Origin of the sequence: Pedobacter sp. B4-66 (genome assembly GCF_018492665.1) — a bacterium.
Lineage (GTDB): Bacteria > Bacteroidota > Bacteroidia > Sphingobacteriales > Sphingobacteriaceae > Pedobacter.
Genome location: NZ_JAFVME010000009.1, coordinates 116,566 through 131,532, shown reverse-complemented (window position 1 = coordinate 131,532; position 14,967 = coordinate 116,566). Strand labels below are relative to the sequence as shown.

Genomic DNA, 14,967 nt, shown 5'->3' with positions numbered 1-14,967 from the left:
TGTAATTTATATATTGTGTTCAATTGTCAGTTCTAAAATCTGTCTCTCAAATGATTCCATGTCAATCTGTTTGCCTAATAACAAACCTTTAAATAATATTGTTTTTGACTAGGGAAATCTGTTGGGACGTTTGTTATCCTGTTGCTTTCATTATCTTATTCATTCGTTGTCATTTGGTCTAATTAGTTGAGCAACACGAGTTAACTACTGGCTCCCGTGATGCGGTTACTTTGATTACTGTCTCTGCTTATAATGATAAACCTAATCCATATTCGGCTATGGTCTATTCGAAGTTTATATTGCCCACCCGATGGAATATTAGTGAACCTGAACCATTGATTGTAGCACTGAGTCAGAATAATCCACTCAACCACTTGGGGATACTGTTTTAAATCTTAATTCCATGGCAATAAAAGCATAATCTTATTTTATTTATATTTGAGAAGCACTAAATGTCTGTATTTTGGAATTACTGATCATATTTGTCCTGACTTTATTGAATGGTTTCTTTGCTTTATCTGAAATTGCACTGGTCTCAGTAAAAAAAAGCAGGATTGAACACTTGGCTGCTCAGGGTAGTGCCAATGCAAAGACAGTGCTTAAACTGCTGGATAACCCGGAGAATTTTCTTTCTTCTGTTCAGGTTGGAATTACCCTTATAGGTATTATTTCAGGTGCTTATGGTGGGGCTGCGCTTACTGATGATATGGTCGTTTTGCTTTCCGGATTAACTTTTCTGGGTGATTCGTTGCATACGGTTTCCTTGATTATTGTGATAGGGGGTATTACCTATTTTACCATTGTAGTGGGGGAGCTTGTGCCCAAGACTATCGCTATGAACAATTCGGAGCGGATTTCTTTGTTCTGTGTTCCGGTGATCAGGATTTTTACTCTAATTACTTTTCCTTTTGTTAAACTGCTTTCTATTTCTACCTCTTTAATTCTCAAACTGTTGGGGATTAAAGAAAATGAAGTTGAAAAAATTAGTGAAGATGAACTCAGGTTTATGCTGAAAACCGCTGGCAAGCAAGGTGTTTTGGGAAATGAAGAAAGCGAGGCTTTTCAGAATCTGTTTTCCTTTACTGATCAGACTGCAAAATCATTGATGACACATAGCTCGGAAGTTGAATGGATCAATTATAATTCAAGTAAGGAAGTTATTTTTAATAAGGTGAAAGAAAGTGTCCATTCCAGGTTTATAGTGGCCGATGGTATCCTGGATAAACCTATGGGGGTGATTAGCATTAAAGATCTGTTGGAGAATTATAGCCGTGAAGATTTTAGTCTTGACCAGATTTTAACCAAACCAATTTATGTGATTATGAACGCTCCGGCTTTTAAGATCCTGAATATATTTAAAGATAGAAAGCAATACTTGGGTGTTGTGGTGGATGAGTTTGGAAGTGTTCGCGGGGTGATTACACTTCATGATTTAATTGAAGCCATTGTTGGCGATTTACCGGACGAAGATGAAATAAATAAAAATCACATCATTCGCAGGGAAGACGGCAGTTACCTGCTTAACGGAAGGACTTCTATTTTTGAGCTGAACCAGTTTTTTGTAAGGGAGATCATCGAAAACAATATATCGCATTATTCAACAGTCTCCGGCTTTATGATGGATCACCTAAAAGCCATGCCTCATGAAGGGGACATTGTTGAATACGAAAATTTTAAATTCGAGATTGTGGATATGGATGGTGTACGGATAGACCAGGTATTAATGACTAAAGTTGATTTAAATTAGTGTAATTTCAAACTTTTCTGTCTGTTATTTGTTTCATATACAGCTTTGTATAATAAAAAAGCATCATGGGAATTTCAGCAGAACCTGGAAACAATGCAGGAACAATAGTCATTTTTACTGACTTTTCTAATGCAGCTTTGAATGCAACAAACTATGCTGTAGCTTTAGCGGGACAGTTGAATGCCTCGCGTCTACTAATCTGTTATTCAGAACATGTTCCAACCACAATGGAAATGAGTACGCAGAGCATCAGACTTACAGAACAGGAACATCAAAGATGTTTAAAACAGCTCACGACCTTACAGGATGAGTTACAATCCCGCTTCAACAAAAGAATGGTTATTGAAACCTCCATAGATCAACGCCCTCTGGATGAGATTGTCAATAGTTATAACCAGGATCAACCTGCGGGGCTTGTGGTGATGGGGATAGCTGGTAAAAACCAGCTGGAGCGAACTTTCATTGGTAGCAACACGATTCGTGTTGCCCGGATTACCGCTATTCCCTTATTGATTGTACCGGAGCATACAACATTCAATGTAATAGAGAAGGTTGTTTTTGCCTGCGATCTGAAGAAAGTTTCACAGACCACACCTGCACTTGCTATTAAACGTATGGTAAACAAACTGGGCGCAAAATTATCCATCTTAAATGTTGATCATAATGAAGAACGCTTTAATCCTGATACTATAGCGGAGATGACCGCCCTGCACCAGTTATGGGATAATGAGCAGCCTGAGTATCATTACACAGATAACGAGGATATTGCCAAGGGGGTAATGGATTTTGCGGATGAACATCAAATGCAAATGGTCATTGCAGTACCAAAGGCATATGGGTTTTTTGAGAACCTATTTCATAGCAGTCTGACCAGGAAGCTAGCTTATCATATTCATTTACCTTTATTGCTGTTCAAAGAAGAAAAACTCAAATGACCTGTCGAGGAAAATCAAAATTTATGGTATGTCCAGATCTTACTTTTTACTACTGTTACTGCCATTAATGTTGTGTTCTTGTTTTAAGGAATACAATGGAAAAATGAATATTGATGGGTCGAGCAGTGTTTATCCATTAACGGAAGCTGTAGCTGAAGAATTCAGAAAACACAATGCTGACATCAGAATCACTGTTGGAATATCTGGTACCGGTGGAGGTTTTAAAAAATTCTTGAGAGGAGAAACCGATATTAGCAATGCTTCACGTCCGATCAGTCCTGAGGAACTGAAAATAAGCCGGGAAAACGGGATTGAATTTATTGAAATACCGGTTTGCTATGATGGTATGGCCATTGTCGTTAGCCCTAAAAATACTTTCGTGGATTACATTACTGTCGCAGAACTGAAAAAAATGTGGTCACCTCAAAGTCAGGGAAAGATCAAGACTTGGAAACAGGTTCGGAGTTCATGGCCGGATTTGCCTTTAAATTTATATGGTGCAGGTACTTCATCGGGAACCTATGACTATTTTACTGAGGCCATTAACGGAAAAGCAAAAGCTTCCAGAGGAGATTATACCGCGAGTGAGGATGATAATGTTCTAGTACAGGGGGTATCTTCAGATGTCGGCGGACTGGGGTATTTTGGTTTAGCTTATTTTACAGAAAATAAAACTAAACTCAAATTGGTTCCGGTTAAATATAATAAAGAAAGTGAAGCTGTATTTCCGAACGATTCAACAGTTCAACATGGGAAGTACCAGCCACTTTCTAGGCCTGAATTCATTTATGTAAACCTAAAATCAGCAAAAAAAGCATATGTACAGGATTTTGTATATTTTTATTTGGAACATGCGGCTTCCTTGGCGCAAGAGGTGGGGTATGTGCCTTTGCCTAAAGCGGTATATCGTTTATCTTATCAGCGTTTTATGAAAGGAAGTACCGGTTCTGTTTTTGAAAACAAATCCACGGTGGGCGCAAATCTGCTACAACTTTTATCCTTGCAAGAGTAATTATGGCCAGTATAAAGATCAAATCTGAGAAAGTTATAGAATGGATGATGGTCCTATGTAGTATGGTTTCTGTACTGACTACAGTGGGCATTATTTTGGTTTTGTCAGTTGATGCCTTTAAGTTTTTTAAGGAGGTATCTTTTGTTGATTTTATAACTGACACGCAATGGACACCTTTATTTCAAGACCAGCATTTTGGCATTATGCCCCTGCTTTGCGGAACCCTGCTCACTACGGCAATCGCCATTTTAGTAGCAGTACCAGTAGGTATCACCATTGCAGTGTTTTTAAATGAATATGCTTCTAAAAGATTTACGGCTGTGGTTAAACCCCTACTTGAAATACTAGCTGCGGTTCCAACAGTTGTTTATGGCTTTTTTGCATTACAATTTGTAACGCCATTACTTCAAAAAATCATTCCTGGTCTGGCAGGCTTTAATGCCCTCTCTCCGGGAATGGTAATGGGAATTATGATTATTCCTTACATCACTTCCTTAAGTGAAGATGCGTTACGGGCAGTGCCAAAATCTTTAAGGGAGGCTTCCTATGGACTTGGTGCCAACAGGTTTCAAACTGCGTTCAAGGTCATTGTGCCGGCAGCCAGTTCAGGTATTGTAGTTTCAGTGATCCTGGCCATTTCCAGGGCACTTGGTGAAACCATGATTGTAGCGATAGCTGCTGGTCAACAACCCAGACTTACTTTTAATCCACTGGAATCTGTTGAAACCATTACCACCTATATTGTACAAGTGAGCATGGGGGATGTACCCCAGGATTCGCTAGAATACCGCACCATATTTGCAGCAGGGATTATGCTTTTTGTATTTACTTTCCTACTCAACAATATCAGTTTCTGGATGAGGAAAAAATATCAGCAGCATTATGAATGAGAAACACTTAATTAGCCCCCGATTCCAAGACAGACTTTTCAAAGTATTTGCCGCTTTATGCACCGGCCTAGTCCTACTTACCTTATTGATATTATTGATTGATATACTCCTTAAAGGGATACAGCGAATCAATTGGTCCTTTTTTACCAACCTGCCCTCCAGGCATCCCGAGGAATCGGGAATTTATACAGCGCTTGCGGGTATGGTAGGTCTTTTATTTTTTACAATAATTATAGCTTTACCAATAGGCATATTGTCTGGTATTTATCTGCAGGAATACGGCAAACGAAACAAGCTGGCAAAGTTTGTAGAAATCAACATTTCTAATCTTGCCGGGGTTCCCTCCGTTATTTATGGGATTCTTGGATTACAATTGTTTGTAAGAACGGCAGGTCTTGGTAACAGCATCATTGCCGGGGCACTTACACTTGCACTTTTAATTATGCCAATCATTATTGTGTCTACAAGAGAGGCTATAAAAGCTGTTCCTGATTCTTTACGTGAAGCCTCATTCGGACTTGGTGCCACCAAATGGCAAACCATACGCAGAGTGGTTTTGCCGGCTTCCTTTGGTGGTATACTTACCGGAATTATACTCTCAACCTCCAGGGCAATAGGGGAAACAGCTCCTTTGATTGTGGTAGGGGCTTTAGCTTATGTCCCTTTTATACCGGAGGGGCCGATGGATCAGTATACCTCTCTGCCTATCCAAATATTTAACTGGACATCACGTCCTCAACAAGGTTTTGTGGTCAACGCCGCCGCTGGTATCATTGTCTTGTTGTTGTTTACTTTTATACTAAACGGTACAGCTATTTATTTAAGAAACAGATGGTACAAAAAGATAGCTATATAACTGAAGGTAGCCCTTATGGTGTTTATAAGCTAAGGGCTGAAGGGCTTAACTTACATTATGGCAGCAAGCAGGCGTTGAAAGATATTTCAATTAAAATAGCGCCAAATACTGTTACTGCCTTCATAGGTCCTTCTGGTTGTGGGAAGTCTACTTTTTTACGCTGTTTTAACCGGATGAACGACCTGATTGAAAATGTGACTATAACAGGAAGTGTGATGGTAGATGATGTTGATATCTACAAAAATATGATTGATGTATATCAGTACCGAAAAAAAATAGGGATGGTATTTCAAAAACCAAATCCTTTTCCCAAATCTATTTTTGAGAATGTTGCTTTTGGTCTGCGCATCAATGGGGAAAGTTCAAAATCTGTTTTGCAGGAAACTGTGGAGGCAGCACTGATACAAGCGGCATTATGGGAGGAGGTAAAAGAAAATCTCAACAAATCTGCGCTAGCCTTATCAGGGGGACAACAGCAGAGGCTTTGCATTGCGCGAGCCATCGCTGTTAAACCATCGGTCTTATTAATGGATGAACCTGCATCCTCTCTTGATCCCATTTCCACAGCAAAGATCGAAGAGTTGATCTATAAGCTGAAGGATCAGTTTACAATAGTAATTGTAACCCATAATATGCAACAGGCTGCCCGGGTTAGTGATAAAACCGCTTTTTTCTATTTAGGAGAACTAATTGAGTTCGATAAAACTGACAAAATATTTACCAATCCTTCAAAGGAGGCCACTCAAAATTATATTACAGGTAGGTTTGGATAATGAATTAAAACATAAAAGATATGACACATTTACAGTCAGAATTGAAGTCATTGAAAACGGATATTATAGAAATGTGGGAGTTGGTGATTTCACAACTTGATAAGTCGCTTATCTCTCTTAAAACATTTGACAAGGATCTCTCGAGGGAAGTAATTTCAAATGAAAAACGAGTGAATTCTTATGAACTAAAAATAGATAGGGATTGTGAAAACATATTTGCGCTTTTTAATCCGGTAGCTGTAGATCTACGCATGGTGCTTGCTACGCTAAAAATTAATAGTAATTTGGAGCGTATTGGTGATATTGCAGAAGGTATCAGTAAGTTAATTACCAACGAAAAGGAATCTTTTGATGAAACTTTACTGGAATGCACCAGGTTCCAGGTGATGTTTGAGGCCTCCATCCATATAGTAAAAGATGTACTGATGGCTTTTGAGAAAGAAGATACACAACTGGCCAGGAGTATTTTTAAGAAAGATGAACTGCTTGATGAGATCAATGCGGAGGCTCATCAATTCATTACAAGGTACATCAAAGACCATCTAGATAAGACCGGGCAGGCGCTAAATGTCCTTTCTGTTATACGCAAACTGGAGCGGGTGGGTGATCAAGGTAAAAATATAGCGGAAGAAATCATTTTCTATCTTGAAGCAAAAGTACTTAAACACAAATAAGACATGCAGCTAAGACATCAAATCCATACAGGAAATGAAGCCTTAGCTCAATTTGTTGGTTTTAGTAAAACGTATGATTGTTTGTCCTTGCACGGCTTATCCATGCAAGCTAAAGAGCGAGACGAAAAGCATTCATCAAGTATCTTCTTTGATGAGAATGAAGCTTGTGAATGGCTTTCATAGCTGGGCCTACCAAAGTGGTCAAGTCTGTTAACTCAGATTTTGACCACTTTTTAACCTTTAACTTTTTGGGAATCAGTATGATGTTGCATCTAATTTCGTACAGTCTTGAAGTTCGATGTTGTGGTCCATAAAAACTTAATTTTTCCGGAAAGATCGAACCAATTGTCTCTCTTTTTAAAGCGATTTTCACATTTTTATATAGTAAATCTAAATTTAAAAGTACATTGATCGCACCATTGAATTGATTTTCTGTGTTTACTTTTGGGGTGGAAACATCAAATATGTTTTATGTTTCTTTCCGTTTAATATAATAAATGACGTTGTTTGTCTTGCAAACACAATCTATTTACTATTATTTTGTATTTCAATATGAAAAAAGCTCTCGTGTTTTTTTGGTTAGTATTATTGTTTTCTGCCATTGGATATCTATTTTGGTACAACGATATCATTTACCAATTGCCAACTCCAATTCCTAAAGATTATAAATCAATTGAGACAGGAAGTTTGATAGTTAACAAAGCTTTGAACAATAACCATAGTAAACCTATTTTTCTCCATTTTTTTAATCCAGAGTGTCCCTGTTCACGATTTAATATGAAGCATTTTAAATCACTGGTTAAAGAGTACGGCGATCGTATTGATTTTAGAGTGGTGGTATTGAGTCCAAAATCTTTTACTTCAGAAACCATCCAAAATAAGTTTGGCCTCCAAATCCCTATTCTATTTGATGAAACTCTTGCTTCAGCTTGTGGTGTGTATTCTACTCCTCAGGCAGTTTTACTAGATCAGGCTCAACATTTATATTATAGAGGCAACTATAATACTACTCGTTATTGTACAGATGAAAAAACTAGCTTTGCAAAAATAGCACTGAGTGGTTTGTTGAAAAAACAAACTAATCTGGTTTTCAGTGAGGCAGCACTAAGATCCTATGGTTGTACTTTACCAGACTGCAAATAATAATTAATTTTTGAACTGATTTAAGCAATGATTTCGAACAATCATATTACTAATTCTGATAACCAAAACCGTCTACTTTTCTTGGGTGTTAAGGAAAGAACGGATCGTTTAATGAATTACTTTTTATGGGGATACTTCATAGTGGGGCTAATCTTTGCTCAATTTTATGATACCTGGTTAATTGCATTTGGAGTAGGTGGGCTTTCTTTGGTGGCTTATTATTCGGTAAAATATTTTTTACCATCATCCGATCTTTATCAATACGTTTTAAGTGCAGTGCTGGGTATTTTTATGGCGCAGTTTATTTTCCAGATGCATGGACTATTCGAAATGCATTTCTTTGCCTTTATTGGCAGCACACTGCTAATCTCCTATGAGAAATGGAAACTACAGATACCTATGCTAATTGTGGTGATGGTTCATCATGCGGTATTTGGCTATTTGCAAAATAGTGGGGTAAGTGGAATCTATTTTACGCAGTTGAATTATTTTGATTTGCAGACCTTTGTAGTTCATATATTGCTGTCCGCCATGATCTTTTTTATCTGTGGATTATGGGCCTACTTATTAAGGAAATCTAATGAAAGACAGGTTGCTCAGACCTTAGCGATGGCCGAACTACAAAAAGAAGCTCAACTATCATTGGTTCGGAAACAGAATGAAGAGGTATTGGGAAGAGCCAATGAGAAGCTTAAGATATCTAATTTAGAATTGGAAAAAGCCAGAGCTGAAGCCGATGGAGCGAATCAGGCCAAAAGCATCTTTCTAGCTAACATGAGTCATGAGATCCGCACCCCAATGAATGGGGTAATGGGGATGGCGATGCTTTTAAAGGAAACTGATTTGAACAAAGAGCAGTATATGTTTGCGGATGTGATTGCTAATTGCGGCGAATCATTGATTAATGTGATCAACGATATACTGGATTTTTCTAAAATAGAATCTGGCAATATGGAATTAGAGTCTGAAGATTTTAATTTACGGAAATGTATTGAAGATGTCCTTGATATTTTTGCAGTTAAATCTGCCGAACTTCAGTTGGATTTAATATATCATATTGAAGAAGATGTTCCTTCGCAAATTGTTGGTGATCAGCTACGACTGAGGCAGGTATTGATCAATTTGGTTGGAAATTCTATGAAATTTACTGAGCAGGGTGAGGTTTTTCTAGAGGTTTCTGTTGGGGATATTTTACAAAATGAACAGTTCGAACTGAAATTTGCAGTACGTGATACAGGTATTGGAATAGCAGCTGATAAATTGGGTAATTTGTTTAACTCCTTTTCGCAGGTTGATTCTTCTACAACCCGTAAGTATGGTGGTACTGGCTTAGGCCTCGCAATCTCAGAAAAGCTTGTCAAACTTATGGGGGGAGAAATTAATGTGGAGAGTGAGTTGGATAGGGGATCGACCTTCTCATTTATGATGCGTACGCAAATTGGAACTAAGTTATTGTTGCCATACGCCAATTATAGCATGGCTGAACATGCTGGCAAAAAGGTAATGATTGTTGATGATAATGATACAAACCTAACCATTTTAAATAAGCAGCTTGGATATTGGAACTTACAACCTATATCCGCCAGTTCGGCTAAACAGGCATTATCAATGCTGTCTCTTGATTCGGCAATTGACTTAGTGATTACAGATATGCAAATGCCTGGAATGGATGGTGTAATGCTGGCCAAGTTGATGAAGCTACGCTTTCCACTTATTCCAATTCTTTTGCTTAGTTCTATTGGCGAACAATTTGAAGAAGATCAACGCGGTCTGTTTTATTCGGTCATGACAAAACCTATCCGCCAACATATCCTTAGCAAACAAGTCTCAAATGCATTGCAAATAAGAAGGCATGCAGAAATAGAAGGACAAGTATCTGATAACAAATTGTCTGCTGATTTTTCAACAAATTACCCTTGCGAATTGCTGGTAGCAGAGGATAAATTAATAAACCAATTGGTAATCGTTAATATTCTTAATCGATTGGGTTATAAACCCGATGTGGTGAAAAATGGAGAAGAGGCCATTGAGGCTGTTAATGAAAAAGATTATGACATTGTCTTCATGGATGTACAAATGCCAGTAATGGACGGTTTAGTAGCAACTCGACTGATCAGAGAAAAACAATTGAAACAGCCAGTTATTATTGCGTTAACAGCCAATACACTAAAAGGCGACGAACAAGATTGTTTAGATGCTGGGATGGACGATTATATTGATAAACCTATTCGCGTGGAAGACTTGATGGATAAACTTGAAAAATGGAGCAATTAGACCTTTATGAAAATCTTCTTTTTATAAAGGAAATAAAGGAATAACCAACAGGCTGCAAAGTATCCCGCCTTACTTACCGCAACCCCGATATTCTCGGGAGAGTGGTTTATTATTCCCCCAAGGAAGAAGTTTGATATATGGTCAAAATCAATGATATGCTGAGCCAGATAAATTGTGATGGAATTCAGGCCAACCACACGGAAGAAAAATGAATACTTTGTATATCCCTTTACATCCAAGATATAGTAGAATAAAACAAATGAGAGTATGGAGTAGCCCGATACAACACACACAAACGAACTTGTCCACAATTTTTTGTTAATTGGGAATACCGTGGCCCATAACAACCCAATTGTTATAAACGCGACAGCCGTTACAATCATATAAGTTAACTTCTTTTTCTGTGAAACTCGTTCATTTGGCAATTGAACCAGTTTTCCGGTAAACATTCCCAATAAAGCCATAGCAATTGCCGGAAGTGTACTCAAAATACCCTCTGGATCAAAATCCCCATAAGCAAATTGACCCGGTAATAGTATTCTGTCAACAGTGCCAACCAGATTATCCTCAAGAGAAAATGGAGTAGCCGAATCAGGCACTAACCAGAGTAATAACCAATAGCCAACTAAAATAACTGTAGCGAAAATGATATTGGTTTTAGTATTAAATTTCACAAATAGCAAGGCTGCAAACATCCAGGCAAGGCCGATACGAGCTAAAACACTTGCATAACGTAGGTGTTCGAAATCCAATTTGAACAAATCGTTATAAACAAAGCCCAATATGACAAGCGTTAGGCCTCGTTTTATAATCTTGAAATAAATTTCCTTGTTAGACTTTCCTACAGACCGTTGCTTGTCCAATGAGAAAGGGAATGAAATTCCAGCGATGAAAAGGAACAACGGAAAGATGGTGTCGTGATGAGTTAATCCATTCCATTCCACGTGTTCCATTTGTTTTCCCAACCAGATCATCGTACCGGAATCAGGGAATAGGTTGGTTATAGCAAGAACTAATCCCGCTAGCCCCATGATAAAAAACATATCAAATCCTCTGAGTGCGTCTAAAGACATTAATCGCGCATTTTTCTGCTCTTGCAATATCATAAAGTATTAAAATTTATTATCTCAAAGAGTAAGATATAAATTATATGTTATTTTTATTGCTAAATAGATCATTAAACTATTTGTTCTAGTATGAAAAAAAACACTTGCAGATAATTATTAAATTATTATGTTTGTACATATGGTGCTATTTATGTTTTTTTATTACTAATTATGTTGTTTAATCGTTAAATGATAGTGTTTTTGTGTTTTGTATGTTTGTACATAAAGATTTTTTGATTGATCTAAGCACGGTAACACATTACTGAATCTTCTAAAACTTAAAATTTATAAAAACCCAAAATGAGATTTACCCTATTCTTTTTAACATTAACATTGTTTTTTTTAAACTGCGAGGCTCAAAAGCAACCTGGGACTTTTAAAGTAATGGCCTGGAATATATTGCACGGAGCAAATGATTGTGAGGATGGAAAAGCACATGCCATACAGATTATAAGAGAAATAAATCCGGATGTAATATTGATGGTGGAAACTTACGGTTCCGGTAAAGAAATAGCCGATTCCTTAGGGTATAATTTTCATTTAATTGCTCCAGAAGGAACTGCTTTAGATGATAAGAGTGTTAATTTGTCAATAATATCAAGATATCCCTTTGGAGAACGAGTTGATACTAAATTTCCTTTTTATTTGGGTGGAAGAGAGGTTATCATCCAAAACCAAAAGATAAGATTTTTCTCGAATTGGTTTCATTATTTACCATGGGAAAATGAGCCTGAAAAATTAGGTAAGACGACAGAAGAGCTTCTTGTTTGGGAAAAATCAGGGGCTAAATACGAAATGATACAAAAGGTGCTGCCCTATATAAAAAAGTATGCTGCAGAAACGGATTCAATACCAATGATTCTTGGTGGAGATTTAAATACCCCTTCTCATTTGGATTGGGGTAAGAATACTAAGAAAATACATAATAATTTGGTGGTTCCCTGGTATTCAACAAAAGTATTAGAAGAGATCGGGCTGGTAGATACTTATAGAACCTTGAATCCAAATGCTATGACCCATCCTGGTATTACATGGCATACTAAAGGCGAAAATGATGACCATCGAATAGATTATATATTTTTCAAAAGCCCAAAGCTAAAAGCAATAAAATCTGAGTCTTATAAGGTGTTTTTTAATGACACAATAAAACTAAATAGTAAAGAAATTTTATACCCTTCTGATCATGGTTTTGTAGTGACAACATTTAAAATAAGGTAAAAGCCATCGTAATTACATGAATAATGAAACTTAAGCCCATATTATTTTGCCTGCTCAATTTTTATGGAATAGTACTGTTTGCCCAAGAAAAAAGACCTATTGATTATGTAGATGTTTTTATGGGGACATCCAATTCACGTTGGATGCTTGGCCCTTACGCCACAATGCCTTATGGGATGATTCAATTAGGTCCTGATAATCAGGGAGCCAATCAAGGGTACAATTGGATGGCAGGTTATGAGTACGCTATAAATAGTGTAGATGGCTTTAGTCACCTTCATGCCTGGACGATGGCGGGCTTGCGAATGATGCCAACCACTGCGGATTTAAGTTATTCTGATGAGCCAACTGATTCGCCCTATAAAGGTGCCGGTGCCGGTTATCATTCACGAATTCAAAAGGAAACAGAAAAAGCTTCGCCAGGGTATTATTCTGTATACCTATATGATCATGATGTTAAAGCAGAAATGGCGGTTACAATCCGTTGTGGACTTCAACGCTATACGTTTCCAGAGAAAAAAGAATCGCGTGTTTTAATCGATTTGCAGTTTCCTGCCGAATATGATTTTAATGTGAAAGATGCTAAAATCACGAAAGTGACTGATACTGAGATTGAGGGTTATGCCAAATCAAGTTCGGGAGGTTTTAATGATTATAAAGTATGTTTTGTACTTCAATTTGATAAGCCTTTTCAAAGTTTTAATGCCTGGACAGGAAAAAAACTAACCAGAAATTGCAAGGAGATTTCAGGAAAAGGAGATGTTGGGGCTTTTGTTACTTATAAAACTAAAAAAGGGGATCAGGTTAATGTGCGTTCGGGTATTTCGTTGGTAAGTATTGAACAAGCGCGCTTAAATTTAAAAACGGAAATGGAGCCATTCGGCTGGGATATAGAAGCCGTTAAAAAGAATGCAGAAACTACCTGGAATACACTTTTGTCAACTATTCAAGTAGATGGTGGCACAGAAACCGATAAAGCAAAATTTTACACCAACTTATATCGTGTTTTTGCTGCTAAACAAACCTGGAATGATGTAAATGGAAAATATGTAGATCCGGCAGAAAACGTTCAAACTCTAAAGTATTGCAAAAGTATATATGGCGGTGATGCGTTTTGGAATACGTTTTGGAATTCTAACGGAGTACTAAGTTTAATCGCTCCCGATATTATGGAAAACTGGGTGGGAACTCAATTGGAGCTGTTTGAGCATACTGGTTGGACGGGTAAAGGACCAACCGGGCTTGAATATTCAGGCATTATGGAGGGCTCGCACGAAATTGCTTTAATGGTGGCTGCTTATCAGAAGGGGATTATCAAAAATAAAACCATTGCGGAGAAAGTTTATGAAGCTGCAAAATTTATGATGATGAACGAAGGGGTGAATATTTATGGAGGTTCAGCCGGAAATCCAAAGCTGAAAGAATACATAAAATTTGGGTATGTTCCGTATGAAATTGGTAAAACTAATAAGGCCCTGGACTATGCTTTCGATGATTATTGTGTAGCACAAATGGCAAAATCCTTAGGTAAAAAAGCCGATTATAACTATTTCATCAAGCGTTCACAAAACTACAAGAATGTTTTTAATACCGATTTAAAGTTTGTAGTTCCAAAAGATTCAAATGGTAAATGGATGCCAAATTACGATGAGTTTTCAAACAATTCTTTTGTAGAAGGAAACGGTTGGGAGTATTCATTTTATATACCTCATGATGTAGACGGATTAATTGGTTTGATGGGAAAGGACTTGTTTAATAAACGATTAGATGATGGCTTTGAGAAATCGGTAGAATACAAATTTGCGGCTCATGCTTTAGACCGTACAACGGGTGAACGAAATGAGTTTTACATTAATCAGGGAAATGAGATAAATATGCAGCCCGCTTTTTTGTTTAATTATTCGGGAAAACCCTGGCTGACCCAAAAATGGAGTCGCGATATTTTGGAGACGTTTTATGGCGCTACACCATATCAAGCTTGGGAGGGTGATGAAGACGAAGGACAAATGGGTGGTTGGTTTGTAATGAGCTCGATGGGGTTATTTGAAATGCGGGGTGGTACTGAAATGAATCCTGAACTTGACCTCACAAGTCCGCTGTTTAATAGAATCACAATTAAATTGGACCCTAAGTTTTATAAAGGAAAAGAGTTTATTATTGAAGCCAATAATAATTCAAAAGAGAATATTTACATTCAATCAGCCACTTTAAATGGCAAGGCGCTAACCCAAACTAAAATTCATTTTAAGGATATTGTGAACGGAGGGAAATTGCAGTTTGAGATGGGGCCATTACCTAATAAAAATTGGGGAGTGGGAAAACAACATATTAAAAATTGA

General features: G+C 37.5%; 13 protein-coding genes. 12 read left to right on the top strand and 1 reads right to left on the bottom strand.

The features are described from left to right. Positions 1-463 precede the first annotated feature (463 nt). From J1905_RS15520 to J1905_RS15475, 10 genes are all read left to right on the top strand, one after another. Positions 464-1,747: a hemolysin family protein gene (locus J1905_RS15520; RefSeq protein WP_214228219.1), complete on the top strand. Its 1,284-nt coding sequence runs from the start codon at positions 464-466 to the stop codon at positions 1,745-1,747. A gap of 65 nt (positions 1,748-1,812) precedes the next feature. Beyond that, positions 1,813-2,682 (top strand): universal stress protein, encoded by an 870-nt coding sequence (locus J1905_RS15515; protein WP_214228218.1) that lies wholly within the window; start codon positions 1,813-1,815, stop codon positions 2,680-2,682. A 28-nt stretch (positions 2,683-2,710) separates the two neighbouring features. Next, complete coding sequence (locus J1905_RS15510; RefSeq protein ID WP_250318114.1) at positions 2,711-3,694, top strand: PstS family phosphate ABC transporter substrate-binding protein; 984 nt, start codon at positions 2,711-2,713, stop codon at positions 3,692-3,694. Between the two features lie 2 nt (positions 3,695-3,696). After that, complete coding sequence (gene pstC / locus J1905_RS15505; RefSeq protein ID WP_214228217.1) at positions 3,697-4,584, top strand: phosphate ABC transporter permease subunit PstC; 888 nt, start codon at positions 3,697-3,699, stop codon at positions 4,582-4,584. Continuing rightward, complete coding sequence (gene pstA, locus J1905_RS15500; RefSeq protein WP_214228216.1) at positions 4,577-5,440, top strand: phosphate ABC transporter permease PstA; 864 nt, start codon at positions 4,577-4,579, stop codon at positions 5,438-5,440. The genes pstC and pstA overlap by 8 nt, the downstream gene beginning before the upstream one ends. After that, the gene (pstB, locus tag J1905_RS15495; protein ID WP_214228215.1) at positions 5,416-6,213 is read left to right on the top strand and encodes a phosphate ABC transporter ATP-binding protein PstB; all 798 of its coding nucleotides are present in this window, start codon (positions 5,416-5,418) and stop codon (positions 6,211-6,213) included. The genes pstA and pstB overlap by 25 nt, the downstream gene beginning before the upstream one ends. Positions 6,214-6,233: 20 nt before the next feature. Then, complete coding sequence (gene phoU, locus J1905_RS15490; protein WP_214228214.1) at positions 6,234-6,887, top strand: phosphate signaling complex protein PhoU; 654 nt, start codon at positions 6,234-6,236, stop codon at positions 6,885-6,887. A gap of 3 nt (positions 6,888-6,890) precedes the next feature. Then, positions 6,891-7,070 carry a hypothetical protein gene (locus J1905_RS15485; protein ID WP_214228213.1) on the top strand — a complete coding sequence of 60 codons (180 nt, stop codon included), beginning with the start codon at positions 6,891-6,893 and terminating at the stop codon, positions 7,068-7,070. A gap of 369 nt (positions 7,071-7,439) precedes the next feature. Beyond that, complete coding sequence (locus tag J1905_RS23830) at positions 7,440-8,030, top strand: TlpA family protein disulfide reductase (RefSeq protein WP_214228212.1); 591 nt, start codon at positions 7,440-7,442, stop codon at positions 8,028-8,030. A 27-nt stretch (positions 8,031-8,057) separates the two neighbouring features. Further along, the gene (locus J1905_RS15475) at positions 8,058-10,304 is read left to right on the top strand and encodes a response regulator (protein WP_214228211.1); all 2,247 of its coding nucleotides are present in this window, start codon (positions 8,058-8,060) and stop codon (positions 10,302-10,304) included. Here the strand turns inward: J1905_RS15475 and J1905_RS15470 are convergent. Further along, positions 10,301-11,410, bottom strand: a complete 1,110-nt coding sequence (locus tag J1905_RS15470) for an acyltransferase family protein (RefSeq protein WP_214228210.1) — start codon at positions 11,408-11,410, stop codon at positions 10,301-10,303. The two genes, J1905_RS15475 and J1905_RS15470, sit on opposite strands and share 4 nt — an antisense overlap. Before the next feature lie 300 nt (positions 11,411-11,710). On the opposite strand from J1905_RS15470, the gene J1905_RS15465 reads away from it, so the two are divergent. Beyond that, positions 11,711-12,628 (top strand): endonuclease/exonuclease/phosphatase family protein, encoded by a 918-nt coding sequence (locus J1905_RS15465; protein WP_214228209.1) that lies wholly within the window; start codon positions 11,711-11,713, stop codon positions 12,626-12,628. Between the two features lie 23 nt (positions 12,629-12,651). Continuing rightward, a complete protein-coding gene (locus J1905_RS15460) occupies positions 12,652-14,967 on the top strand; it encodes a GH92 family glycosyl hydrolase (RefSeq protein WP_214228208.1) in 2,316 nt (771 codons plus the stop codon).